This is a genomic window from Indolivaga macrotermitis, from assembly GCF_900128985.1.
Classification (GTDB): Bacteria; Bacteroidota; Bacteroidia; order Bacteroidales; family Dysgonomonadaceae; genus Dysgonomonas_A; species Dysgonomonas_A macrotermitis.
The window spans coordinates 227,710-254,030 of sequence record NZ_FQUC01000001.1; the positions used below are offsets into that span (position 1 = coordinate 227,710).

21 protein-coding genes are annotated in these 26,321 nt (G+C 38.7%); 11 read left to right on the top strand and 10 right to left on the bottom strand.

The window, feature by feature from the left end; all coding sequences use genetic code 11:
• Positions 1–46: 46 nt before the first annotated feature.
• Positions 47–1,891, top strand: a complete 1,845-nt coding sequence (locus BUC12_RS01020; protein WP_062175320.1) for a glycoside hydrolase family 13 protein — start codon at positions 47–49, stop codon at positions 1,889–1,891.
• A 93-nt stretch (positions 1,892–1,984) separates the two neighbouring features.
• Here the strand turns inward: BUC12_RS01020 and fumC are convergent, their stop codons facing one another.
• A complete protein-coding gene (gene fumC / locus BUC12_RS01025) occupies positions 1,985–3,379 on the bottom strand; it encodes a class II fumarate hydratase (RefSeq protein WP_062175321.1) in 1,395 nt (464 codons plus the stop codon).
• Positions 3,380–3,441: 62 nt separating this feature from the next.
• A complete protein-coding gene (locus BUC12_RS01030; protein WP_062175322.1) occupies positions 3,442–4,938 on the bottom strand; it encodes a succinate CoA transferase in 1,497 nt (498 codons plus the stop codon).
• A gap of 116 nt (positions 4,939–5,054) precedes the next feature.
• Between BUC12_RS01030 and BUC12_RS01035 the strand changes: the two genes are divergently transcribed.
• The 3 genes from BUC12_RS01035 (at position 5,055) to BUC12_RS01045 (ending at position 7,068) form a co-directional block, all read left to right on the top strand.
• The gene (locus BUC12_RS01035) at positions 5,055–6,032 is read left to right on the top strand and encodes a GlxA family transcriptional regulator (RefSeq protein WP_062175323.1); all 978 of its coding nucleotides are present in this window, start codon (positions 5,055–5,057) and stop codon (positions 6,030–6,032) included.
• Between the two features lie 83 nt (positions 6,033–6,115).
• Entirely contained in the window at positions 6,116–6,559 is a 444-nt protein-coding gene (locus tag BUC12_RS01040) for a MarR family winged helix-turn-helix transcriptional regulator (protein WP_062175324.1), read from the top strand.
• A gap of 11 nt (positions 6,560–6,570) precedes the next feature.
• On the top strand, positions 6,571–7,068 hold the full coding sequence (locus BUC12_RS01045; protein WP_062175325.1) for a hypothetical protein: 498 nt from the start codon (positions 6,571–6,573) through the stop codon (positions 7,066–7,068).
• A 106-nt stretch (positions 7,069–7,174) separates the two neighbouring features.
• On the opposite strand, the gene pnp is transcribed toward BUC12_RS01045, so the two are convergent.
• A complete protein-coding gene (pnp, locus tag BUC12_RS01050; RefSeq protein WP_062175326.1) occupies positions 7,175–9,358 on the bottom strand; it encodes a polyribonucleotide nucleotidyltransferase in 2,184 nt (727 codons plus the stop codon).
• Between the two features lie 215 nt (positions 9,359–9,573).
• On the opposite strand from pnp, the gene BUC12_RS01055 reads away from it, so the two are divergent.
• The 6 genes from BUC12_RS01055 (at position 9,574) to tsf (ending at position 14,264) form a co-directional block, all read left to right on the top strand.
• Positions 9,574–10,011: a copper resistance protein NlpE gene (locus BUC12_RS01055; protein WP_062175327.1), complete on the top strand. Its 438-nt coding sequence runs from the start codon at positions 9,574–9,576 to the stop codon at positions 10,009–10,011.
• A 48-nt stretch (positions 10,012–10,059) separates the two neighbouring features.
• Positions 10,060–10,833 (top strand): carbonic anhydrase family protein, encoded by a 774-nt coding sequence (locus BUC12_RS01060; protein WP_062175328.1) that lies wholly within the window; start codon positions 10,060–10,062, stop codon positions 10,831–10,833.
• A gap of 578 nt (positions 10,834–11,411) precedes the next feature.
• Positions 11,412–11,867 carry a 50S ribosomal protein L13 gene (rplM, locus tag BUC12_RS01070; RefSeq protein WP_062175330.1) on the top strand — a complete coding sequence of 152 codons (456 nt, stop codon included), beginning with the start codon at positions 11,412–11,414 and terminating at the stop codon, positions 11,865–11,867.
• A 5-nt stretch (positions 11,868–11,872) separates the two neighbouring features.
• Positions 11,873–12,259, top strand: a complete 387-nt coding sequence (gene rpsI, locus BUC12_RS01075; protein ID WP_062175331.1) for a 30S ribosomal protein S9 — start codon at positions 11,873–11,875, stop codon at positions 12,257–12,259.
• A gap of 218 nt (positions 12,260–12,477) precedes the next feature.
• A complete protein-coding gene (gene rpsB, locus BUC12_RS01080) occupies positions 12,478–13,323 on the top strand; it encodes a 30S ribosomal protein S2 (protein WP_062175332.1) in 846 nt (281 codons plus the stop codon).
• 116 nt (positions 13,324–13,439) lie between these two features.
• Positions 13,440–14,264, top strand: a complete 825-nt coding sequence (gene tsf, locus BUC12_RS01085; protein ID WP_062175333.1) for a translation elongation factor Ts — start codon at positions 13,440–13,442, stop codon at positions 14,262–14,264.
• Between the two features lie 81 nt (positions 14,265–14,345).
• Here tsf and BUC12_RS01090 read toward each other — a convergent pair whose 3' ends face one another.
• Positions 14,346–14,930 (bottom strand): hypothetical protein, encoded by a 585-nt coding sequence (locus BUC12_RS01090; protein WP_062175334.1) that lies wholly within the window; start codon positions 14,928–14,930, stop codon positions 14,346–14,348.
• 110 nt (positions 14,931–15,040) lie between these two features.
• On the opposite strand from BUC12_RS01090, the gene BUC12_RS01095 reads away from it, so the two are divergent.
• On the top strand, positions 15,041–15,403 hold the full coding sequence (locus BUC12_RS01095; RefSeq protein ID WP_139261982.1) for a hypothetical protein: 363 nt from the start codon (positions 15,041–15,043) through the stop codon (positions 15,401–15,403).
• Between the two features lie 67 nt (positions 15,404–15,470).
• On the opposite strand, the gene BUC12_RS01100 is transcribed toward BUC12_RS01095, so the two are convergent.
• The 6 genes from BUC12_RS01100 to BUC12_RS01125 all read right to left on the bottom strand — a co-directional run bounded on the left by BUC12_RS01100 (position 15,471) and on the right by BUC12_RS01125 (position 26,247).
• Complete coding sequence (locus BUC12_RS01100) at positions 15,471–16,931, bottom strand: TolB family protein (protein WP_062175336.1); 1,461 nt, start codon at positions 16,929–16,931, stop codon at positions 15,471–15,473.
• Between the two features lie 6 nt (positions 16,932–16,937).
• On the bottom strand, positions 16,938–18,743 hold the full coding sequence (locus tag BUC12_RS01105) for a DUF6057 family protein (protein ID WP_062175337.1): 1,806 nt from the start codon (positions 18,741–18,743) through the stop codon (positions 16,938–16,940).
• 194 nt (positions 18,744–18,937) lie between these two features.
• Positions 18,938–19,762 (bottom strand): hypothetical protein, encoded by an 825-nt coding sequence (locus tag BUC12_RS01110; RefSeq protein ID WP_062175338.1) that lies wholly within the window; start codon positions 19,760–19,762, stop codon positions 18,938–18,940.
• 29 nt (positions 19,763–19,791) lie between these two features.
• Entirely contained in the window at positions 19,792–21,522 is a 1,731-nt protein-coding gene (locus BUC12_RS01115; RefSeq protein ID WP_062175339.1) for a RagB/SusD family nutrient uptake outer membrane protein, read from the bottom strand.
• Positions 21,523–21,572: 50 nt separating this feature from the next.
• The gene (locus tag BUC12_RS01120) at positions 21,573–24,767 is read right to left on the bottom strand and encodes a SusC/RagA family TonB-linked outer membrane protein (protein ID WP_394333920.1); all 3,195 of its coding nucleotides are present in this window, start codon (positions 24,765–24,767) and stop codon (positions 21,573–21,575) included.
• A gap of 580 nt (positions 24,768–25,347) precedes the next feature.
• The gene (locus BUC12_RS01125) at positions 25,348–26,247 is read right to left on the bottom strand and encodes a helix-turn-helix domain-containing protein (protein WP_062175340.1); all 900 of its coding nucleotides are present in this window, start codon (positions 26,245–26,247) and stop codon (positions 25,348–25,350) included.
• Positions 26,248–26,321 lie beyond the last annotated feature (74 nt).

Below are 26,321 nucleotides of genomic sequence, written 5' to 3' on the forward strand. Positions count from 1 at the left end.
TGATGAGGGTGCATATGTATCCGCATTACAGTAAAACAAGCAAGAAATGAAAAAATCTTACTTAGTCTTTTTATTAGCAATATTTTTTTGTGGAAGCCTTTCTGCAATTGAAGTAAAAAAACTAGAGCCTGCTTTTTGGTGGGCAGGAATGAAGAACACCGAACTGCAAATTCTCTTGTATGGAGATAATATTGCCGGTTGTAACGTTAATATAACAGCAAAATCTGCAACAGTGAAAGATATTGTAAAACAAGATAATCCGAATTATCTGTTACTTTATCTGGATTTGTCTAATGCTACACCCGAAAAATTCGAAATCCAACTGACTCGTGGAAAGGAAAAGAAATCTTTGCCTTATGAACTGAAAGCCCGTAAGGCAGGTTCGTCCGACAGAGTAGGATTTAATTCGAGCGACGTTTTGTACCTGATAATGCCAGACCGTTTTGCCAATGGAGATCCTTCGAATGATGTGATCAAAGGTATGATCGATAATAAGGTTGACCGCAAGGATCAATATGGACGCCATGGAGGGGATTTCAGAGGGATGGAAAATAACCTCGATTATTTGGCTGATTTAGGTATAACTGCTATCTGGGTAAATCCTATTCAGGAAAATGATATGCCTCATGGTTCTTATCATGGTTATGCTATTACCGATTATTATAATGTTGACAGACGTTTCGGTACGAATGAAGAGTTTGCATCTCTTGTAGAGCAGAGCCATTCAAAAGGGATGAAAGTTGTAATGGATATGATTTTCAACCATTGCGGAAGCGAAAGTTTCTTATTTAAAGATATGCCGTCGAAAGACTGGTTTAATTATCCCGAAGAGTATATACAATCTTCTTTCCGTACAGCTTCTCAATTCGATAAGTATGCTTCTGAGTATGATAAAGATATAGCAGTAGATGGTGCTTTTGCAACTGTTATGCCCGACTTTAACCAGAGAAATAAACATGTGGCAACTTACCTGATCCAGACAAGTATCTGGTGGATAGAATATAGTGGTATTGATGGTATCCGTCAGGATACACACCCATATGCCGATTTCGATATGATGGCAAGATGGTGTAAAGAAGTAACAGATGAGTATCCGGATTTCAATATAGTAGGAGAAACCTGGCTGGATAGCAATGTCGGAATATCTTTCTGGCAAAAGGATAGTAGGTTAGCTTATCCAAAAAATTCACATCTTCGTTCGGTAATGGATTTCCCGTTACAGGGTCTGATGAACCGTGTGTTTACGGAGCAGGTATCGTGGAGTGGGGGATTAGCCGGTTTGCATGACTATCTGAGTCAGGATATAGTGTATGCCGATCCTTCTAACTTATTGATATTTCTGGATAATCACGATTTATCACGCTTCTTCACGACAGAAGAATCTACTAATAATGTCAATCGTTACAAACAGGCTTTGACCTTTCTGTTTACGACTCGTGGTATACCTCAGATTTACTATGGTACAGAGATTCTGATGGCTGCCGATAAAGGAAAAGGTGATGGGACTTTACGTGAGGATTTTCCCGGAGGATGGGCTGGTGACAAGCAAAATGCTTTTACTAGAGAAGGTCGTACGGATAAGCAAAATGCAGCTTACGACTTCATGAAAAAGTTATTGCACTGGAGACAAGGAAATGAAGTGATTTCCAAGGGTTCATTAAAACACTTTGCAGTGGTTGACGGAGCATATGTGTACCAAAGAAAGTATAACGGGCGTTCGGTAGTTGTATTCTTGAGCGGATCGGATGAAGAGCTAACTCTCGATCTTGCAAAATACCGTGAGATTCTGCCTGCAGCGCAATCTAAAGACGTATTGACTGGTAAGACCATAGATGTTAGCGGTACTTCACTGACGTTATCACCAAGAGAAGCATTGATTCTCGAGTTTTAAGATCCAAGTACAGTTTATTATAAGACTAGGCAGAATGATATTGAAGCGATTCAATACATTCTGCCTTTGATCTTGTTAAGGAGTACTTTATCCTTATTTCAAACTGCCGGTCATGTCTTCGGGTTTTACCCATTGATCAAATTCTTCCGCAGTGAGGAATCCCGATTTTACAGCTTCTTCTTTCAATGTCGTTCCATTCTTATGTGCAGCTTTCGCTATTTTAGCAGACTTTTCGTACCCGATGTGAGTATTCAATGCTGTGACTAACATTAACGAATTGTCGACAAGCTCTTTGATGCGTTGACGATTAGGTTCGATTCCCGATACGCAATGATCCGTAAACGAAATACAGGCATCAGCTAATAGCTGGGCCGATTGCAGGAAGTTAGCTGCAATAACGGGCTTGAAAACGTTAAGCTCGTAATTTCCGTTTGCTCCGGCAAATGTTATGGTAGTATTATTCCCCATAACCTGAGTACAGACCATTGTCATTGCTTCGTTCTGGGTCGGGTTTACTTTTCCCGGCATAATAGACGAACCCGGTTCGTTTTCGGGCAGAAGCAATTCTCCGATACCCGATCTTGGGCCGGAACCCAAAAGCCTGATATCCTGAGCTATTTTAAACAGGGCTACAGCCATTTGGTTTAAAGCCCCATGAGTCGATACAACAGCATCATGAGAAGCTAATGCTTCGAATTTGTTAGGCGCAGTGACGAAAGGCAAGCCCGTGAAAGAGGAAATATGCTCTGCGACTTTAGTATCATATCCTTTAGGCGTATTAAGTCCTGTTCCTACTGCCGTTCCCCCCAAAGCCAGTTCCGATAAATGTGGCAAAGTCGATTTTATAGCGTCAATGGCATACTGTACCTGTATTGCATATCCTGAGAACTCTTGTCCTAATGTAAGTGGTGTAGCATCCTGTAAGTGTGTCCTTCCTATTTTTACTATATCTTTAAACTGTCCGGCCTTATCGGCTAATGCTTTTTGTAGTTTTTCGGCGGCAGGTATCGTATGTTCCACTACAGCCTTATATGCGGCAATGTGTAAAGCGGTAGGAAAGGTGTCATTTGACGATTGCGATTTATTAACATCGTCATTGGGGTGCACAGGGCTTTTTTCGCCTAGCTGACCTCCACTCAGAACCAATGCCCTGTTCGATATAACTTCATTTACATTCATATTCGATTGAGTACCCGATCCGGTTTGCCAGATAACCAAAGGAAACTGGTCATCCAATTTACCTGCCAGTATTTCGTCACAGGCTTGTGCGATTAAGTCTCTCTTTTCGGCAGGAAGTACACCCAGTTCGGCATTCGTGTATGCTGCGGCTTTTTTAAGATAAGCAAAAGCATATATAATAGGCTTAGGCATAGATGCTTCAGGTCCTATCTTGAAATTGTTCCGTGATCTTTCGGTTTGAGCTCCCCAATATTTGTCGGCAGGTACATTTACGTCGCCCATTGTGTCTTTTTCAATACGATATTTCATATACGATTCATTTATAAATTTATACTTATAAAGTTCATCATTAATATATGAATGTACAATACCTATTTATGATGATTTTTATCAATAACCGCATTTCGCATATCTCCGGTTTCGATCAGTGCCTTATGAAAAGCAAATGCATTGTACAAATTGACAGGAGTTTGTCCCTCTATCCCATTATCTAAATATTGATATAGTAATGGGCGATAATCCGGGTGTACACAATTATCGATAATACAATGAGCCCGTTCTCTAGGCGATTTTCCCCGAAGGTCTGCAACCCCGTATTCCGATACTATGACTTTTACCGAATGTTCGTTGTGATCGGTATGCGATACCATAGGTACAAATGCACTGATATTGCCCCCTTTGGCTGTAGACGGAGTTAAGAATATTGATATATAAGCATTACGGGTAAAGTCTCCCGAACCTCCGATTCCGTTCATAATCTTATTTCCGTTGATATGTGTTGAATTAATATTACCAAAAATATCGGCTTCGATAGCTGTATTCATAGAAATGATATCCAAGCGCCGGATAATCTCGGGGTGGTTGGATATTTCGGATGTGCGCAACACTATACGTTTCTTGAAAAATTCGAGATTACTGTAAATCCGCTCTAGACATTCGTTGCTAACGGTTAACGTACCCCCGCTGGCAAAAGTAATACGCTCTTTTTCGAGTAAATCAATCACAGAATCCTGTATAACTTCGGTATATACTTCAAAATCCGGTATATCCCTATTGTTCCCCATGGCAGACAATACTGCATTGGCAATATTTCCTACACCGGACTGTATGGGGAGGAAATTTTCCGGAATTCTGCCCCGCTTCATTTCATCTACAAGAAAGTTGGCAACATTTTCACCTATTCTTAGAGTTGTGTTGTCAATCGGACTAAAGCCTCCTCCTGCATTAGGAACATTCGTTTCTACAATAACAGTTTTGGCCGGGTCTATTTGTAAGTATTCTTTACCAATACGATCCTTTACTGAATAAATAGGGATTTCACGCCGGTAAGGAGGATCTTCCATTTCATAGAGATCATGCATTCCGCGCAATTCTTTCGGATGCCATTTATTGAGTTCGACAATAATAATCTTAGCCATTTTTGCAATTGTAGGAGTGATACCTACACCCGAAGTCGGAATCAACCGGCCATCATCCGTAATGTCGGATGCCTCTATAATTGCGACATCTATATTGCCATAAAAACCATAACGCAGGTCTTGGGATAAAGTAGAAAGGTGTAGATCGAAGTAATCAACCTCACCTTCATTGATAGCGTCGCGCAGGTCTTTGTTTGTTTGGTATGGGGTACGGAACTTAATAGCCTTAGCTCTCGATAATGCGCCATCTATATTGTCAACGGTAGATGCTCCCGTGAATACTCCTATCCGGAAACTACGTCCTTCGGAATGTTCGGATTCTGCTCGTTTAGCTAAGGCCAGTGGTACTATTTTAGGACAGCCGGCATGAGTGAAGCCACTGAATCCGACATTGTCATTGTCGTTGATAAGTAGTGCTGCTGCTTCAGCAGTAATTGTTTTTATAGACATAATGCGAGTTATTAGAATATGAGGCAAAGTTAAGTTCTGCACACTGTGTCTCAAATGACAATAATACATCTAATGCTGCCAGATAAAATACTATCTTTGTGAAAATGATAATGTAGATGACAAAAAATATACGGCATATTGTTTTTCTTGCGATACGGGATGTTACATTACTAGATATAGCAGGTCCATGTGAAGTTTTCACTCAAGCTATGGAGTCTCTGCGCGGAAATAAAGACACTTATAAGTTACACCTTTTGTCTATTGATGATAATCTGGCTGTACCGACAGCTTCTGGATTTGCAATCCAATGTGAAGGCAGTATTATGGATATTGATTTCCCTATAGATACTTTGTTAATACCGGGTGTTCCTAATTGGCAGATAGAAAAGTACAAATTACCGAAGAATGTTCTCCGATGGATATATGATCAATCTAAAGTACTCCGCCGTATTTGTTCGGTATGTACCGGTAGTTTTTTTCTGGCACAAGCCAGTGTTTTGTCTGGTCATACAGCAACGACTCACTGGGAAAAATGTGCTACACTTAAACAAGCCTTTCCGGATATAGAAGTCGAGAACGACCCTATCTTTATTAAAGACAACAATATATATACGTCGGCAGGTATATCCAGTGGAATGGATTTGGCGTTGGCATTAATAGAAGAAGATCATGGGCGTGCTTTTTCGCTGGAGATTGCCAAACAAATGGTTTTGTATTTGAAACGTCAGGGAAGCCAGTCTCAATATAGTACGATTCTTACACATCAGAATACCGATTATCAACCGATTCAAACCATATGCGAATGGATATCGAAACATTTGAATGAAGCTATCACAGTAGAATATTTAGCTGATAAAGCTTCGATGAGTCCTCGTAATTTTGCCCGGGTTTTTGCTCGTGAGATGAAGATAACACCTGCTAAATACATCGATAAGGTGCGAATCGAAACGGCTTGTCGTTATTTGACAGATACCCGTCTCTCGCAGAAAGTAATTGCTGATCTGTGCGGTTTCGGCTCATCAGACAATATGAGAAAAGTATTTCAGAAGCACATACACACATCACCCATAGAATACAGAAGGAACTTTGGCTGAATCGATATTTAAAAGCAACTTATTTTTGGAATCCAAATATTGACTAATCAATATTTGTTTTATCTTTACAAAAAAATAAAACAATGGATGATCGTCTTTATTCTTTAGGGCTTTTAGTCAGCCGTGCTTCAATTTGGTTAGCAAAATCGTTAAATGCCAGTTTAGAAGCCAGTAATATAGATCTGCCTCACTCTCAGTTTATAGTTTTACGCTGTCTTTATTATAAAGATGCTTTGAGTCAGTTGGAAATAGCTCAGATACTGTCGAAAGATGCAGCAGCAATAAAGCGTACAATTGATAATCTGGAGAAGAAAGGTTTAGCAGTGAGAATTCAGGTTCGTAATCTGAAAAATTCGGTTTGCATAACAGACAAAGGCAGGGAGTTGATGCCGCAAGCACTGAAAGTTGCGGATCGGATAATAGAAGAAGCATTGGCTGGCTTTGCCGAAAAAGACCGGAAGCAACTGAAGGATATGCTGACGAAAGTATATACTAATCTGAAAGAAAGAGAACGAAAAGACGAATAAAATATTTTAGTATGAAGAAATTAGGATCAAAAGGAATGAAGGTTTTAAAAACCATTCATTTAATTTTAGTCATGATGTGGACTATAGGCGTCGTATCTATGGCGATCCTCACATTTGTATCGGTACAATCGGGAGATGAATTGTATATGAAGTTTAAGATAATACGCTTTATTGATGATTGGTTGGTGATACCCGGGGCTACTCTTACTGTCTTTGTCGGTATAGCTTATGGTGTATGGACTAATTGGGGATTCTTCAAACACCGGTGGATCACGGTAAAATGGATAGCCGGAATGACTGTAATTATTGTCGGAACATTTGTTCTTAGTCCCTGGTTGGATGCAAATCTTGAAACTGCCGATAAGATGAGGGATGCAGCCTTAACCGATGCTGACTTCCTGTATCAATCTGAATTGGTCTTCTATTGCGGAGTTTTCTTCTCTTTGGTATTGTTGTTTTTAACAGGTATCTCTGTTTTTAAGCCATGGAAAACAAAAAAGCATAGCTGACCTCCTGTCTGCTCGGCATGCAAAGTGTAATGTCAGTATTATTATTCATAGAAAAAGGATTGCCGGTAAAGCAATCCTTTTCTCATATATGTATCAAAAATATAATTTAATTATTTTCTGATGCCGGAGCCTGCTCCTGATCGTCTTTCTTTACCACTGGGCGTTCCGGACGTGGAGGACGTGGCAATAACGCTTTGCGCGAAAGCTTTATTTTTCCGGTTTTAGAATCGATATCTACAAGTTTTACTTCGATGATATCTCCTTCGTTCAGACCTGCGTCTTCCATTTTCTCGATACGGTCCCATGAGAGTTCCGAGATGTGAAGCAATCCGTCTTTTCCCGGAAGGAATTCACAGAATGCGCCATAAGGCATAATAGAACGAACTTTAGCCTGATATACTTCACCGATTTCGGGAACTGCAATAATGCCTTTCACTCTGTCTACGGCAGCATCGATAGAAGCTTTGTTCGTAGCAGATATTTCGACACGGCCTTGGTTGTCTATTTCTTCGATAGTAATAGTTGCACCTGTTTCTTCTTGTATACCTTGTATAATCTTTCCTCCAGGTCCGATTACTGCACCGATAAATTCTTTAGGTATCATCATTACGACAATACGAGGTGCATTAGGTTTAAGATCAGGTCTTGGAGCTGGAAGTGTTTCCAGTATCTTACCCATAATATGCAAACGTCCTTCTCTTGCTTGGTTCAATGCTTTTTCAAGAATTTCGTAAGAAAGTCCGTCTACCTTTATATCCATTTGTGTAGCAGTAATACCATCAGGTGTACCGCAAACCTTGAAGTCCATATCACCCAGATGGTCTTCGTCTCCTAAGATATCGGAAAGAACAGCATAGTTAGTACCTTTCTTCTCGGAGATAAGTCCCATAGCGATACCAGTAACTGGTTTCTTAATAGTAACACCTGCATCCATAAGAGCCAGAGTTCCGGCACAAACAGTTGCCATAGATGACGAACCATTTGACTCAAGGATTTCAGAAACAACACGTACTACATATGCATAATCAGTAGGGATCATTGGTTTCAATGCTCTGTGAGCAAGGTTTCCGTGACCAACTTCGCGACGGCCAACCCCTCTTTGTGGACGGGCATCTCCTGTAGAGAATGGAGGGAAGTTGTAGTGTAATAAGAAACGCTCTCTTCCGTTATTCAGAACATCGTCGATGATTTTTTCATCCAGCTTGGTACCTAATGTAACAGTTGTTAAAGATTGGGTTTCACCACGGGTGAAAATTGCCGAGCCATGAGCTCCGGGAAGATAATCCACTTCGCTCCAGATAGGACGGATTTCGGTTGTTTTACGACCATCAAGGCGTTTACCTTCATCCAGAATAGAACGGCGCATTGCTTCTTTTTCTACATCGTGGTAATATTTACCTATAAGTGCACCTTTTTCAGCCAATTCTTCTTCTGTAAGTCCGGCTTTATATTCTTCAACAACAGCTTCGAAATTTGCTACACGTTCGTGCTTGTTTGTATTGCACGATGTTGCAACGGCATACGCTTTGTCGTAACATTTGGCCCAAACATCTTTGCGTAGGTCTTCATCGTTATTTTCGTGGCAATATGTACGTTTTTCGGTAGTACCGCACAATTCCATCAGTTCGATCTGTGCCTGGCACTGAACTTTAATTGCTTCGTGTGCAAATTTAATTGCTTCAAGCATTTCTGCTTCCTGTACTTCTTTCATTTCGCCTTCTACCATCATGATATTATCGATAGTAGCACCTACCATAATATCCATATCAGCTTGTTCCAGTTGCTCGAAGGTAGGATTCAGTACAAACTTACCGTCTATACGGGCTACACGAACTTCTGAAATCGGACCATTAAATGGTATGGTTGATACAGCTAAAGCAGCCGATGCGGCAAGACCTGCCAAGGCATCAGGTATATCTTTTCCGTCCGAAGAGAACAGAATTATATTAACAAAAACTTCTGCATGGTAATCGTCCGGAAAAAGAGGACGTAAAGCCCTGTCGACAAGACGGCAAGTTAGGATCTCGTAGTCCGAAGCACGCCCCTCGCGACGGGTAAAACCTCCGGGGAAACGCCCGAAAGCAGCAAATTTTTCTTTGTATTCTACTTGCAGGGGCATAAAATCTACACCCGGATTTGCATCTTTGGCAGCACATACAGTTGCCAACAGGATAGTGTCTCCCATTCTGACAGTTACTGATCCGTCAGCTTGTTTAGCCAGTTTTCCTGTTTCAATGGTGATAGACCTTCCATCACCCAAATCGATACTCTTTGTAATCGGTTTAATCATAATTATTTTTTTCTATCTTCTAAAAATCGCGTAAAGGTACGTAAAGTTTTTTATTATTCTGTTTGGAGATAAGCTAAACTATTACTAAAGATAGCTTAACATAAATATTTGAACACTTTTGCCGGCCATTTGGTTATAGTTATAATTGTGAAATTACTAACGGCACGAGATGAGAGTGATCATTAGATGCTATAATAAAACAAAATGGATTGATTATGAAAAAGACAGCATTCTTATTGCTTGCAGTTGTGATGTTCAGCTGCAACAATAAACCAAAACCGGAAACAGACATTGATCTTGCATCCTTGACAGATACTCTGGAAGTGGCAGATACGCATAATGCTCAGAACTCATTGGACGTGAAAGGTGCTTATAAGGGTACACTTCCTACAGCTTCGGGCGAGGGTATGGAGATAACTATCGTATTGGAAGATAGTACCTATACTAAAGATGTGACTTATGTGGGAAAAAACAATAAGCCATATTCGTCGAAAGGAAAATATGCATGGGACAAGACAGGCAGAATAGTCACACTGTCGGGAGAAGATAAACCTAATCAGTATTTTGTCGAAGAAAACGCTCTTCGTCAACTTGATATCGATGGTAATCGTATCGTTGGCGAGATGGGAGACGATTATGTTCTAAGGAAATAAATCGAAGTATATTCACCATACCTATATATTATATAAGAATAAGACAATATGAGAAAGATCAACGCAATAGGTTTGCTGCTTTTGTCCTCACTGGCATTTTTTAGCTCGTGTAACAATCAGCCACCCAAAGAACAGGCTCAGGTTGCTAAAACAGTACCTGCCGAATTCGAGGAATTGGAGTCTGATGATATACTTACAAGTTCTGTGCTGACAGCTGAGGAGCAAGCTAAGCTAACACCGCAGCAGGTATTGGATTCCCTTATACAGGGGAATAAAGATTTTTCGGAAGATAACCTTACTGTGCGTAACAATTCGCAGAGAGTACGCGATGCTGCTCTAGGGCAATATCCAAAAGCTGTAGTATTGTCGTGTCTTGACTCGCGCGTTCCTGTTGAAGATGTTTTTCACCGGGGGATAGGCGATGTTTTTGTTGCCCGTGTTGCAGGTAATATAGTGAACGAAGATATTCTGGGAAGCTTAGAATATGCGTGCAAAGTGTCAGGTTCGAAATTAATTGTAGTTTTGGGGCATGATTATTGTGGAGCTGTTAAATCGGCAATTGACGATGTGAAACTTGGTAATATAACGCCTTTATTAGCAAAGATTCGTCCTGCAGTAGCTTCGGCCGGTAAAAGTTTCGAGGGTGAAAAAACTTCAAAGAATCCCGCTTTTGTAGAGGCTGTATGTGATGAAAATGTAATTCTGGCTATAGCCGAAATACGAAAAAAGAGCCCGATACTAAAAGAAATGGAAGAGAAAGGCGAAATAAAGATCGTAGGAGGTGTATACGATATGGAAACAGGTAAAGTTACATTTATGTAATCGATACATCTTGATATATAGTTAGGAGAAGCATTTCGGAAGAAATGCTTCTCTTTTTTTATCTATTAGGTAAATAAGTGATGAATTAAGAATTAAGAATGATGAATAAAGTATTCAAAACAAACCTTTAAAGAACATCGAAATGAAAATAAAAAACAATGTCACTCCTGCTCCTTTTGTTACTTTTGTGGATTTAATTGGTTTATTATCAATGGATAATGAAGGTGACAAAAGGGTGACAAAGGTGACACACGTGTCACCTAAATGTCACCTTGGAAAACACAATTGGCTTACGGATAAGAGCTTAAGGTCTAGCGGTAAGATATATGTGTTACCTTTGTGTAACCCTTCCGGCGAAACGATTTATATGCCTGCCTTAATTATCAAGTATTGAATCGGGTGTATATTTTTTGCTAATTGATGGAAAATATGTATCTTTGCGAGCCGATTATTATAAATGTGAATATAATTATCTGATGCATAGTCTATTATTTGCTTACAAGTGTCCTTAGCAGATAAAAGTAGATTGGATTGTGGTCAGGTAAAAGTCATTAATCAAATTAAACCAATTAACGAAAGTGGATACTTTAAGTTATAAGACCATTTCAGCAAATAAAGCAACCGCAAAAAAAGAGTGGGTTGTGATTGATGCTTCGGGCCAGACTTTAGGTCGTTTGGCTTCAAAAGTGGCAAAGCTTTTGAGAGGAAAGTATAAGCCAAGTTTTACTCCTCATGTAGATTGTGGAGACAATGTAATTATTATCAATGCTGACAAAGTTGTTCTAACTGGTAATAAGTGGACAGATCGTGTTTATCTGAGATATACAGGTTATCCTGGAGGTCAACGCGAAACTACTCCTGCCGTATTGCTAAGCAAAGGTGCGGACAGACTAGTGCATAAAGTAGTAAAAGGTATGTTGCCTAAAAATATTTTAGGAGCAGCTCTTTTGAAAAACCTTTATGTTTATGGAGGCTCAGAGCACAAGCATGAGGCTCAACAGCCTAAAACATTAGATATTAACTCTCTTAAATAATAACAATGGAAGTAGTAAATGCAATCGGACGACGCAAAGCTGCAGTAGCACGTGTATACGTTAGCGAAGGAACCGGAAAAATTGTTATCAACAAACGCGATCTAACAAATTACTTCCCTTCAACTATTCTTCAGTATGTTGTAACTCAACCCTTAAATAAATTAGGTGTTGTGGAAAAATACGACATCATGATCAATCTGAATGGAGGAGGTTATAAAGGACAAGCTGAAGCTGCACGCTTAGGTATTGCCCGTGCTTTGGTTAAGATCAATGCTGATGATAAACCAGCTCTTAGAGCAGAAGGTTTCATGACTCGTGACCCTCGTGTTGTTGAGCGTAAAAAACCAGGTCAGCCTAAAGCAAGAAAAAGATTTCAGTTCTCAAAACGTTAATTTGGATATGGCTTTCATTCATCCGGATATGCTTTTGGTTGCATAATCTTGGTGGCATGATTAGAAATATAGGCGTAGTTATACGTCGGCAAAAGTTACGTTTAGCATCTAAATTGCCGGGATCTCAGATATTGAAGTTTAGTACTTAAATGAAAGAGCTACCTGACAATTCAAATTAAGAAAAAGAAAGTAAACGCATTTTAAAAGAAAAAATAAAAATGGCAAAATTAGAATTTGACCAATTACTTGAAGCTGGTGTACACTTCGGACACTTGAAAAGAAAGTGGAATCCGGCAATGGCTCCTTATATTTTCATGGAGCGTAATGGCATTCACATTATCGACCTATACAAAACGATAGCTAAAGCAGATGAAGCTGCTGCTGCTTTGAAGCAAATAGCAAAATCAGGAAAGAAAATCCTGTTCGTTGCTACAAAAAAACAAGCTAAAGAAGTAGTTGCAAATTTATCTCAATCTGTAAATATGCCATACGTTATCGAACGTTGGCCAGGAGGTATGTTGACAAACTTCCCTACAATCCGTAAGGCTGTAAAGAAAATGTCAACTATCGACAAAATGATCAAAGACGGAACATTTGATACTCTTTCTAAAAGAGAAAAACTTCAAATCACTCGTCAACGTGCTAAATTAGAGAAAACACTGGGTTCTATCCAGGATTTGACACGTCTCCCTTCAGCTCTTTTCATCGTTGATGTATTGAAAGAACACATCGCAGTGAAAGAAGCTCAACGTCTTGGCATACCTGTATTTGCTATGGTAGATACAAACTCTAACCCTTCAGGTTTGGACTTTGTAATTCCTGCAAATGATGATGCTGCTAAATCTATTGAAGTAATTCTTTCTCACCTATGCGAATCAATCAAAGAAGGATTGGAAGAAAGAAAAGTAGAAAAGGCAGACAGCAATGCAGCTGAAGCTCAAGAAGAAGGAGCAAAGAGAGAACGTAAAGCAAAAGCCGGAGCTAAAAAAGAACGTACATCTAAAGATGATGATGAAGCGTTGAAAGCTGCTGTTGCTAGCAAATATGTGAAAGACGAAGAGTAATCTCGTATAAAACATAAAGGTTAAGAATAACAGCTAGGAACACTTTTTTCTTAGTGCTGGTTCTTAACCTTATTTTTTTAAATTCGAATTTATAATCTAAAAAATAAGATAAAGATATGGCAGTTAGTATGGCTGATATCCAAAACCTACGCAAAAGAACAGGTGCGGGGATGATGGATTGTAAAAATGCATTGACAGAATCGAATGGTGACTTTGATAAAGCCATTGAAATTATACGTAAAAAAGGACAGGCTTTTGCAGCAAAACGTGGAGACCGCGAAGCTTCAGAAGGATGTGTTCTTGCAGGATCAAATAATGACTTTGCTGCTCTTGTAGCTTTAAAATGTGAAACAGACTTTGTAGCTATTAACGCTGAATTTGTTGGTTTAACTACTACAATCCTTAACGCTGCATTAGCTAACAAACCTGCTTCTTTAGATGCTTTGAACGAAGTTGAAGTAGATGGCCGCAAAATAGCAGACCTTGTTACAGACCGTATGGGAGTAACCGGTGAAAAAATGGAAATTGGTGCTTACGAAACACTTTCTGCTCCATCTGTAGTTTTCTACATTCACCCGGGAAACAAGCTTGCTACTATCGTAGGTTTCAATAAAGCTGGTGTTGATACTCAGGTAGGAAAAGATGTAGCTATGCAAATCGCTGCTATGAATCCTGTTGCTCTGACTGCCGAAGAAGTATCGGAAGAAATCAAAGCAAGAGAGTTGAATCTGGCTAAAGAAAAGGCTCTTGAAGCTGGTAAACCGGCAAACCTAATCGACAAAATTGCAGAAGGTGCTTTGACTAAGTTCTACAAAGAGTTTACTCTTCTTCAACAAGAATTTATCAAAAACCCAAAACAAAATATCGAACAATATCTACAATCTGTAGATAAAGAACTTACTGTAGTTGCATTCAAACGTTTCTCTTTGAACGCTGAATAATACGGTAATAAGATCGAAAAATAAAAGCATTGCGGATTTACGTTCGCAATGCTTTCTTTTTATAGTCCCGTTATAGTCGGTTTATGGTATCCATTCCATACTATTAGTTAACGGATGATCTTCTCTCCATGGCATAAACTCATTATAACTACGGACACCTCCTGCAAAAACAGCATGGTATATTTCTATTCCCGGAACAACTACGTCTAGTGGAACATTCGATTTTATTTCCAGAATAGCTTTACGCGTTTCAGGTGTAAGACGGCTGGAGATAGCTTCAGTAACTCTTTCTACAAAACCATCGTACTTCGAGCCTTTACGGATATGGATCATATCCAATTTCCAATTGTTTTTATCCTTATCTTCATATAAGGCATGCCATTCCAAGCATTCTTCTTCGGTATCGATGAGATTTCTGTACTGGATCTCCTTTAACGGTAATTTTTCTGCCAGCTGTTGGAGTACCGAAAAGCTTTTAGCAATATCCAACTTATCGCTATAGATATGCATATCTATATCCAGCTTTTTCATCATAAGTCCTGTTTTTAGAGAGCCTATTATGTTAACCGTAGCTCCTATACTTTCCCAGGTAGATATGATCCGGGTGTCTTCTAACACTTTCCAACCTATTTGTTGGTTCTTTTCTGCGAGTTTGAGAATATCCATAACTGTTGTTTTTTTTTCAGGGGGTGCAAAGATAATAAATAATGTAGATTAAAGGCAAATTGCTAATCCTCAAATTAAAGTGTATTTTTATTGGCCTTTGACTATAAAGAATGAAAAATATGACTATCGAAGAATTAATTAACGAATATAAGCAAATGACATATGTCTGTAGCCTGATAGATTACGCAGATATGGAAACAGTGGAGCAGAATAATCAGGCTGTTAACAGGATGTACGAGATTATAGAGCTCATTCGTAATAGAAAAGAAAAAGATGAGATTCTGGAATTTTCGAAATTGTTGGATATTGAAGAAAACCGCACGGATATATGGGTGGCGGTGCAGATACTTGAGATGTTAGAGGTTGATAATGATACAGAAGAAAAAGCCCTGAGAATAATAAAGAAGGATGCTGAAACATCGACAGGCATGAAGTATTGGTTGGAAGATTATAGCCGGAAGAAAGACCTTTGATCTATCAAAAACAAAAATACCATTGTCTTATACAATGGTATTTTCAGTTATGTAATGTATAGACTTTTTATCTGAGTTGCATCTGAATTCGCTCCTTTGATAATAACTTCTTCTCCAGCTCTCTGGCATTTACATCGACGGGAGCTTTGATAAACTCAGGAACATTGAATGAATAAAGTGAAGTATCATAATATCTCGGATCTTTCTGAGGTAATAAGAAAGGTTTAGAAATATTACCTTCATTGTCTATCGAAGCAATGTAAGGTCGTGTATAAAGACCGTCGCCACGGCGGCTACTGAATACGAACCAACGGGAATTACTGCTCCAGTCATGAAAACTCTCAGTATCGTCACTGTTAACTTCATCCATCCGTCTCGAAGTTCCATCCAGAAGATTCAGCAGATATAAATCTGCTTCTTTATGCCAGATAGAAAAGTTACCGTAATCGGATTGGGTATACATCAGGTATTTTCCATCGAAGGAAGGACGTGGAAACGATATACTCTTCCCTGTCGTTTCCGATGAAATAATAGTATCAATAACAGAGCCGAAATTTCCGGTTTCGGGATCAAAGGATATTTTGCAAAGGCTGTATTTTATATTTTGGTAGCCCGATTGTATATCGAATTTCTTAGAGGAACAGAAATATAAAGTCCGTCCATCCGGAGAAAATACAGGGAAAGTTTCGAAGTTGTCTGTCTTAAGTAAAGAACTGGTTAGTAACTGGTTCTTCTTTACATCATATACTACTACATCCGACGCTTCATCAAACACCTCGATACGCTCATTATGCCGTTCGTGAAAGCCTTGCTTTGTCTGGTTAACGGAATAGGCTATATAGTCTCCCGATGGATGCCAATAAGGATATACGCAAGATGCTATTGTGCTATCGGTTTTTGTTTTGTACAGCTCCATTTTACCATCTATTTGTAACATGGTAGCACCGTGTTCGCCACGTACATGCAGGCTCATTGTTGCCGGGTCATTCTGGTTAAAAGCGTGACAGTTGACACATGATCCCGGAACCATTGTATTTTCATAAATAGCTTTTTGGTCAAATGAGGATAAATCCCGCTGATAAATACCCATTTTACTGTACACTTCATAGCCCGGAGCTATTAAACGGTAAGCTAAACCATAATCGATAGGGAATTCACTTATATAAATGCTGAATGCTTTATGCTGACGCCATTTTCCATCTGATTTGAGGCTAACGGTAACGGTTATTTCGGAACCTTTGTTTGCTTCGAGTAAGTTACTCCAATCTTTTATAGGAAATTGTGCTACCTCTTTATCCTGTATATGAATTTCTCCTGATTTTTTACCTTTAATCGCTACATCTATTTTTTCAAACTTTTCGTTCTCGAATGTGAAATTAAGAGGAGCAATACTTGCAGGAATGGTAACACCTACATAATCAGGGAGGATTACAGGATAGCTATCTATTTTATCCGGTGATTCGACTTGTTCTTTACAACCCGAAAGTATCACTAAAATAATTGCTGCAAAAAATGTATATCTGATCATAACTTATCAATAAATCGGGTTTTGAGAATAGTTTAGCGGATCGCCTCCTGCAAACTGAAGGTAATACCAGTATGTCTGCGAAAAGCCTCCGGATAGGGCATTTACATTAGCTCCGGATGCCAAAGCCTTTGCAAAATTTATATAATTCTGAACGACAGCCGGATCTATACTCCATGGCAAAGAGGATACATCGTGCCCTGTATTTATCCAGTAAAAGAGTAATGCTTCCTGATAATGAGCAGGTATTTCCTTATATCCTAGGTTTTTACCTAAAGGGAAATATTGAACGAAGTGATCCAAATCTTTAGTCAGCAAAGTGTATGCTATCAGATATTCGAAAGCCATTTTATTGGATTGATTATTAACAAACAATAATCCTAGCATTTGATCTTTTTCATTTTCACTGAACAGGAAATCATCTTTCATCCGGTACTTTTTCAAAAGCGACCATTGGGGATTTGCATTTATTTTCTGTTCATTACCCAAGCATTCGAGCATTTGTTCTGCTTGCTTACTGTAAAATAAGGTATGTTGCAGAATCTTCAGGTATTTTTCTGCAACCTTGTATTCTCCGTTCAATAGGTTTATCTCGGCTATCCTAAGCATTGCGCGTGAACTCTTCTTATAATCAGGTAGAGCTTCCATGGCTTCAAATGCATATCGCATTGAAGTATTCAGAAAACCAAGATGATAATATACTTCTCCGGACATAAGTGGAGATGTAAAATCCCGCTGAAAAGTTGGTAATAATCCTTCAGGTCCATTCTGATAATAGCGAAACATACTGTTACCCATAGATCCATCTTTAGACAAAGCCAGATTAAGGCATGTCACAGATAATGGAGTATTAGGGTCTTTATGGTTTGCCATCCGTATTATCTTTTGCCAATCCTGAGTACGGATATAATAGTCATAAGCCATTATTTCCTCTTTCTGCCAATCGGCAAGGTTTTTCACCATAAAAAAAGCAAAAAGGGAAACCATGATAATTCCCGATGTGGATAAGAAAGTAACATTCTTAACTCTGCTTATCTTTCCTTTAATGAAAGCAAACAGCAAAGGAATTATGATAATGCTCGACCATAGAGCTAATAAAGGATAAGGAGACACAACCGGATAGCGATGATAGCTGATACCCCACCAAAGGCGCCTCAGTGGATATTGTATGAATATACTCGCAACATAGGGCGGTAATAAAATACAACCAATAACTATAACGAATAAAATTCCCCATTGGAACTTTGTTAATTGCTTAAAGTATAGCCATTCGGAAAGAATGCAAAGTAATCCGAATATCCAGAATACGCCTCCTGACAGCCAATATAGTAATGGTAATGCTAAGAATATATATATTATCCTGAAAACAGGACTCTTTATCTTCAAATGTAAAAGAGCTGCACCCAAGGGTAGCAAGACGGCAATGAGAGCCGAAAGTAAATAATTTTCGTCACAAAGTATGCCCCATATAATAATAGAGGGTACGAATGTAAAAGGTAATATTATTAATGAGCGGTCGGCCCAGACATTACATAATTTCTTTATTCCTAATTGGAGCAATACCAGCAAAATTGAAATTATTAAGGCTCCCGACCAAGAATAATAATAAAATTGAGTGAAGAATGTTCCTAAATAATCAGCCAGTCCTCCGGGACGGCTCATCAGATCAGACCAATAGTATGGTGTGAAAAGAAATAACTGTAACTGTTCCTGATAATGCAAATGATACTGATAATAGAATGCAAAAAAGAGGAATACTGCTACACCAAATAGTAATGACAAAAGCCAGTTGAATTGTTTTAGTAGCTTAATCATAAATCTTTCATGGGTTTTTTAAGTCAGATGTGTATCCGAACAGATAATTCAAGGTGAAATTTAGTCAAAATAAGGGAATCTTCATAGTTAAAAGTGGATAAGAGGAGCTACTTACCTTATAAAAAGAGCAAAAGAAGGGGAGCTGATTGCTCCTCCTTCTTTATACTCATCTAAATATGATTTGCCTTGGGTAATTATTCTTGCGGTACAAATACCCAATACCAATAGTTGGTATTAGGAGAATGTTCCTGAGCTGCTAATACCATTCTGTCATCGGTAAGTTCAATAATATTATATGTGCTCCATGCTGCAAAATTTGCATCATTGAAGTCGTAACCGCATAATATATTGGTATTAGTAAAGGTTACCGTACCTTTAGACCAATCACTACCAGTCGTCATGTTGAACTCCATAGATCCGGCATATTCAACACCGGTCATAGTTGTTTTGGTCATTTTCTTTCCACTAAGGACAAATTTCATGGTAGCACCTTTACCATCAAGAGGTAAATTCTTACCGGCACATTGCTCTTCGATATCTTCAGGATTCAATACCCACCAAGCGGGACCTGTATCTGAACCACCACCATTACCGAAACATCCGGTTGCAGCCCATGTCCAGGTTTTAGTTCCTGTTCCGAAGAAATAGCCATACTCAGGATCTACTTCATAATACATGTCTTCTACAGTATAGTTGAATGCTTTCTCAAAGATAGTACCATCTGCAGCCATTGCTTTCAATGTAATTGTTTGGGCCCCTTCTACAACTAGGGTTAATTCTCCCTCAGTACTGGTGAGTATATTTACGCCGTCAGTCCATTGGCATGATACAGGACTGGTACAATTTACTTTTACCTTATTGGTGTTTTTTCCATCATGTACAACGGCAGTAACAGTTGCATTAATCTGATCAACAGAAGTTACGACCTCCCCCATGCTTTTATCATCCTGAATAGGATCACACGAGATAAAGAGTGTTGCGACTATAAGCGTTGCTATTGAATATAATATATGTTTCATATTTTCTTTTGGTTTTTTGTTTTACACAATTATCTCCATCCTGAATATAGTGTACCTGATTCCCATCCGGTATTTTGTTTATAAACACCTTCTGACAATGCAATTTCTGATTCCGGAATAGGAAAGAAACCTCCATTCGTAGCATTATACCGGGCTGCATATCCGCCACCATTGTTGACAGTTGTATTTCTGTCTGCCAGGCCTTGGAAATATGTTGCCTGATTATTTTGCACAGTTAGAGCTGTTTCTGCAATGTGCCAACGGCGGATATCATTCCAGCGTGTACCTTCAAAGGCTAACTCCCAACGACGTTCTTTTCTCAGGGCATCATCACTGTATGCGCTAATCGGATCTAATCCTGCACGAGCACGTACCTTATTAATACCCGAAACATCTTTTTTCAATTCAGATTGCATCAATAGTACATCTGCAAAGCGGATTAACACAAGATCATGGATGTTTGATAACTGGAAGTTAACTGTAGTATAATCATACATATCTTGTTCAAAAGTTTCCCAGTAACCTGATCCATCTGCTTTTTTAGATGAAATAGGAGCACCCTTTTTATCATAGTAATCTGTTTCCTGAACAAAATCAGTCCATCCGCCTTTTGTATATCCGGGAACTTCTTCCGGAATATTACATATTGTGGCTCTACGTCTCATATCGGTAGGTTCTGCTGATCCCCATTCTGACCATAAACCTGGAGAAACCGGACCTGCGCCCCAACCTTGTCCGAATGGAAATGTATTGCCTAGCTCTTGGCCACCACGCATACCAAAGAATAAGGCATATCCATTTGAGTATCCAATTGTTGTATCCCAACTAGCAAATTTGGAGTATTTGATAGCAAACATAGATTCTGGGTTAATCGCATTATTATCTTCTACCCATCTCAGATTCTGCCCTTTGGTATAAGAGTAGTCGTTTTTAGTCAACTCGTTAGTATAGGCCCAAAGGTTACGGTAATCAGGAACTAAGCTATATCCGGAGTTATTAACACAGTCATCGATCCATCCTATGACATCACTTTGTGTAACAGTACTTCCATCAGGAAGTGTAACGTCTGTTTTCTTATAAAATCCGGTATAGAATAAGAATGCACGTCCCATTAAAGCTTCTGCAGTGTATTTATCGACATGTCCAGCCTCCGAAGATGATGTTTTCTGTGCAGGCATCATTTCAATTGCTGTCTTTAAATCTGAAATTATCTGAGCCCATGTATCATTAGGATCTGCCTGTGGAGTTATCGTTCCATCTCCAGCTGTGGATACGATTAAAGGTACATTTTCGAATAAAGAGGCTAACTCATAATAATAGAATGCACGGAAGAAGTATGCTTCGCCGATCATTTTATTTTTTTGATCCTCACTGTTATATCCTGTACAGTTACCCAATGTTTCAATAGCATTATTTGCTCTTTGTATACCAACATAACGATCTAACCAAAATTGTCTCATCATATCTGTACCTGTACTCATCATCAAATCTATGGCCTGGAGTAGTCTGTCTCCGGATCCTCCTCCTCCAAAACGGTCGTCAGAAGCTAGCTCCGAAACCATGTGGAAAGAATATTGAGGGTTTGCATTGACAACACTTAAATTGTTGTAGATACCGGCAAGCACTTGTTGTGCATCAGCCAATGTCTGAGGATAGTTCGATGTATTCTTTTCTGTATAGTTTTCCGTATCCAGAAAACTTTCGCAACTCGAGAACAGTAATGCTACTGCTCCTATTGCTAAATATTTTAAATTCTTCATATATTCTTTAAGTTTTTATAAACAGAATTAACGACTTAGTGTATTTCCGATTAGAATTTGAGATTTACACCAATTAGATAAGTTCTGGGATTAGGATAATAACCAACATCAATACCTCGAGACCAAGAATATACAGTATCATCCCCTCCGTAACCAACTTCAGGATCCATACCCGAATAACCTGTTATAGTAAATAGGTTTTGAGCAGTAAAGTATAAACGAGCTTGACCTAATGGCATTTTAGGGAATAATTTCTTGAAATCATATCCTATCGTTAAATTTTGAAGTTTCAGATAATCTGCATCTTCTATATACAAGTCCGAAATATTGATATAGTTGGCGTTCGATCCGGAAGTAAGCCTTGGTAATCTGTTAGATGTACCTTCTCCACGCCAGCTTTCAAGTATTTCAGTTGTATAATTCTCATGTCTTCCATCCGAAAATTTACGATAAGATCTTGCTACCTGTTGCCCGAATGCACCATATGTAGTTACACTTAGGTCGAACCCTTTGTAACCAATGTTAAAGCTGAATCCCATAGTAAAATCAGGGTTAGGATCTCCTATTTGAGTCTTGTCATCTTCATTAATTACGCCATCTTTATTAAGGTCTACGAATTTAACATCACCCGGCTGCACATTTGTTTGTATAATTCCGTTACCTGCTGCTTTCCATGCATCAATTTCTGCTTGATTCTGGAAGATACCGGCTGTTTTATAGCCATAGAAATATCCCATAGCATATCCTTCCTGAACTCTGTTTATCTCAGGAGTATTCTGTGCTAGCAGATTACTTTCTCCATGGATAATACCTTCGGAATTATTAATTTTAAGTACCTTATTTTTATTGAATGCCATATTTAGATTGGCTCCATATGTAAAATCACTACCAATATGATCATTCCAGTTCAGACCAATCTCGAGCCCTTTATTTTCCACTTCACCTCCATTGATATATGGAGCTCCGGTACCTATAGCACCTATAATAGGAGCTTGTAATAACCAATCTTTGGTCTTTTTAGAATACCAGTCGAAGGCAAGCCCTAATCGAGAGTCAAGGAAACGTGCATCTATACCCAGATTAAGCTGTTCAGAAGTTTCCCACGTTACATCAGGGTTAGGAAGAATCTTTGAAAATCCTCCTGTCGTTTGAGATTCTTTATTGTTTCCGAAAGAATAATCTGCATTCTCAAATGATATTGTAGCCAAATACATAAAGTTTGGAATATTGCAGTTACCATTTTGCCCCCAGCTGGCACGTACTTTCAAGAAATCTAACCATGATCTGGATGATTCCATAAACTTCTCATTCGTAGTTACCCATCCTGCCGATACAGAAGGAAAGTATCCCCATCTTTTTCCACGGGCAAAATTAGAGGATCCATCAGCACGCATAATCAGAGTTGCCATATAGGTTTCGTTCCAGTCGTAGTTAATACGTCCGAAGAATGAAGCTAGTCGTCCTTCATCCCAAGGTTCTCCTGTTACAGAACTTGCACCTGCAATAAGGCCTTGAGTATTTGATAAGTATGCGTATTTGTAGCCATTGAAGTTCAAGTTTCCTCCTGTTCCTCCAAAGTCATCACCCATCCCCGACTTTTCTATAGATTGACCTACTAATACATCAAAGTGATGGGCTTTGTTTAATTCAAATTTATAGTTCACTGTATTGTCCCAAGTAAAACTCCATCCCATTCCTCCATGTTGATCAACTGAGGAGACTTGATTGTTGGAAGATGATGAGAGGGTGTATTCAGGTGTATAAGCGCGATAATTATTGGCACTCATCTTATAACCGAACTGAGTTTTAAATATCAGATTCTTTATTGGTTCTACTACCAGATATCCGGTCATGTTCAGATTATGATTTTTGGTAGTATTATAACCACGGTTATAAACCATATCTGCTATAGGATTAGACATTTGAGACTCATATTGGCTTAGCCCTGATGATTTAATGTCGTCATAATCGAAGTATTCTCCGCTAGAGCCGTATACAGGCATAATAGGCATACCTCTCAAAGCATTAGAAATGTCGTTCCAATATTGGTTACCAATACCAATACCATTTCTTACAGTATAGCTGTAATTCAGGTTTTCTCCGATTTTTATAACATCTCTGTCCCCTGCTTTCCACAAAACATGTTCGGAGTTAAGGCGTGCTGTGGTTCTTTCATATTCAGACTGAACAGGGTAGCCATAAATACCTTCCTGCGAAGTATAAGATACTCCCATTGAGAATTTGGAAAATTCAGAACCCCCTGTAAGGTTGACAGCATGGTTTTGGATCGGAGCATTCTTATTACGCATTTCGTTCAGCCAGTTAGTGCCTTTCCAAGTACCATTCATCACCGATTCGTAGTTATCTCCTAGTATTGCCTGCCAGTTATTGAGAGCCTGATTTTCGTTGAAATTGATTTCATCCATAACCTGCATGTACTGTTGAGCATTCAACAATGAAGCAGTCTTGTATACATTTTGTACACCAAAATACCCATCGTAGGATACCTGTATTTTACCGGATTTACCTTGCTTTGTTGTAACAAGGATAACCCCGTTGGCAGCTCTGGCTCCGTAGATAGCAGCAGAAGCTGCATCTTTCAATACATCGATAGATTCGATATCAGAAGGATTCAGATTATTAATATCTCCACCAGCAACACCATCGATAACGTATAATGGAGCATAAGAGTTAGCAGTACCTAAACCGCGAATATATACTTTAAAGCCCTCACCGGGTTGTCCGGATGAAGCTTGTATATTTACCCCTGGAGTTTGACTTTGTAGTGCTGTAAAGGCACTTGTAGTACTTAATTTGGTTAGATTATCTCCACTAACCTGAACAGTAGCTCCGGTAATAAGTTTCTTCTTTTGAACACCGTATCCAACAACTACAACTTCATCCAGTATTCCAAGATCTTCCTGTAGAGTTACCGAAATGTCACTGCGTCCGCCTATAGTTAGTTCCTGTGCTTTGAAACCAATATAACTAAATACAAGAACTGCATTAGGTTCAGATACTTTTAAAGTATAATTACCATCTATATCAGTTAATGCTCCATTGGTTGTACCTTTTACAGTTACACTAACTCCGATTAGGGGCTCGCCTGTTGCGTCTTTAACAGTACCTTTAACAGTAGATCCGGTTTGTTGTGCTTCCGTGGTTTCTGCTCCAGTAGGTAATCCCTTAGACGCATGTCCGGAAAGCGGAGCAAATAGTAATAAACATAAAGCTGTATATCCCATTACAGGTATAGCCCTAAGTCTTACTGTTTTTAATTTAATTTCCTTATTTTCCATGTAATACAATTGTGTTTTTTTATAAGACTTTGTATATATCTCTATATACATTGATTTTATCGCATGTGGGAAGTTGTATTTGAAGTATCCACATGTAAAATGGTCACCATCATGTTTTGGTTTTGATCATAATTATTGAAATGAATTTAGTAAAAGTTAACAATTAGAGTGAATATATATTGTTTACAAATCTAGAGAAACCTAAAATCAAAAATTGACACTATTTTATCCATTAACGATACTTTTCGATATCAGGCCCAAATATTCATACCATAGTTCGATATAAATATTGCTGCAACCTTTTATTTTAGGATACAAGGCATCGCCAAGCGTCTAAAATAGTGCGTAAGTCTGATTTTTAGTAATTTATAATAGAGGGGCAAAAGTTTAATATAGATGGGGCCCTTGGTTATATACAATATAAAACTCTCAGTTATTAGAAACAGAAAAGTATCATATGTGTATTGTATATAGTATAAAAATACAAAAAAATATAAGAATACACTATATTATATCTGTAGGTTTCTCATTCTGGTGTGACAACAAGCTTTCTCCGGCGATAGTTCTCCCTGAACTCTTTCGGTGAGTGATCTTTCTTTTTCTTAAAGATCCGGTTGAAGTTCGATACATTGTTGAAACCGCAATCGTAACAGATCTCATATATAGGCATCTCGGAATCGACTAATAGCCGGATTGCATGTCCCAAACGCATATCGATAATATAATCGGTAACGCTTTTTCCTGTACGTTGTTTATAAAAGCGGCTAAAAGCTACAGGGGTCATTCCCGATAGATCGGCAAGTTGTTCTAATCGTATGTCTTCTTTGTAGTGCCTGTTAACAAATTCCTGTACCTTTTGAACTCTACGGCTTTCAGAACGGGCTTTTACCTGAGCAAATGAAGAACTCGAAAGGGTATGGGCTTCGTCACAAAACTGAGATAATTCGTATAGAATACTCATAAATTTTATCGCAGAATAAAATCCGTTTTTTTCTGAAGCCAGTGTATCCAGTGATTTGTACACTTTTAATATAGCGGGCATTGGAAAAGAGAGACCTTTCTGAGCTTTATCCAGCATTTTTCTTATTGAATCAAACTGGTTTTTGTTCAGAAAGTTAGAGAAGAATAGGTCTGATGAAAACTGGATTGTTATTTCGCGCGCTTTGTGCGAAAGATTTTCGTCTTGTTCCCATACATGTTCCAGGTTTTTATTGGCAAGTAAGACTAAGTCATAATCGCCTATAACCTCAACAGAATCGCCCACAATCCTTTTCATCCCCTGAGCATATGCTGCAAAGTTCAGTTCAAACTCGGCATATCTGCTTATCGAAGATGTGAATTCTGTTTTATATCTGTCTGTAATATAGAAATAATCTTTATTAGACAGAGGTGTGATTTCTGGCAATAAATTAAAATTATGTCTCATGGCACACGGATATTAAAGTACTAGTTAACATTTTTTGTATACACAAATGTATTGCCTCATAGGTCAAAAGTGTT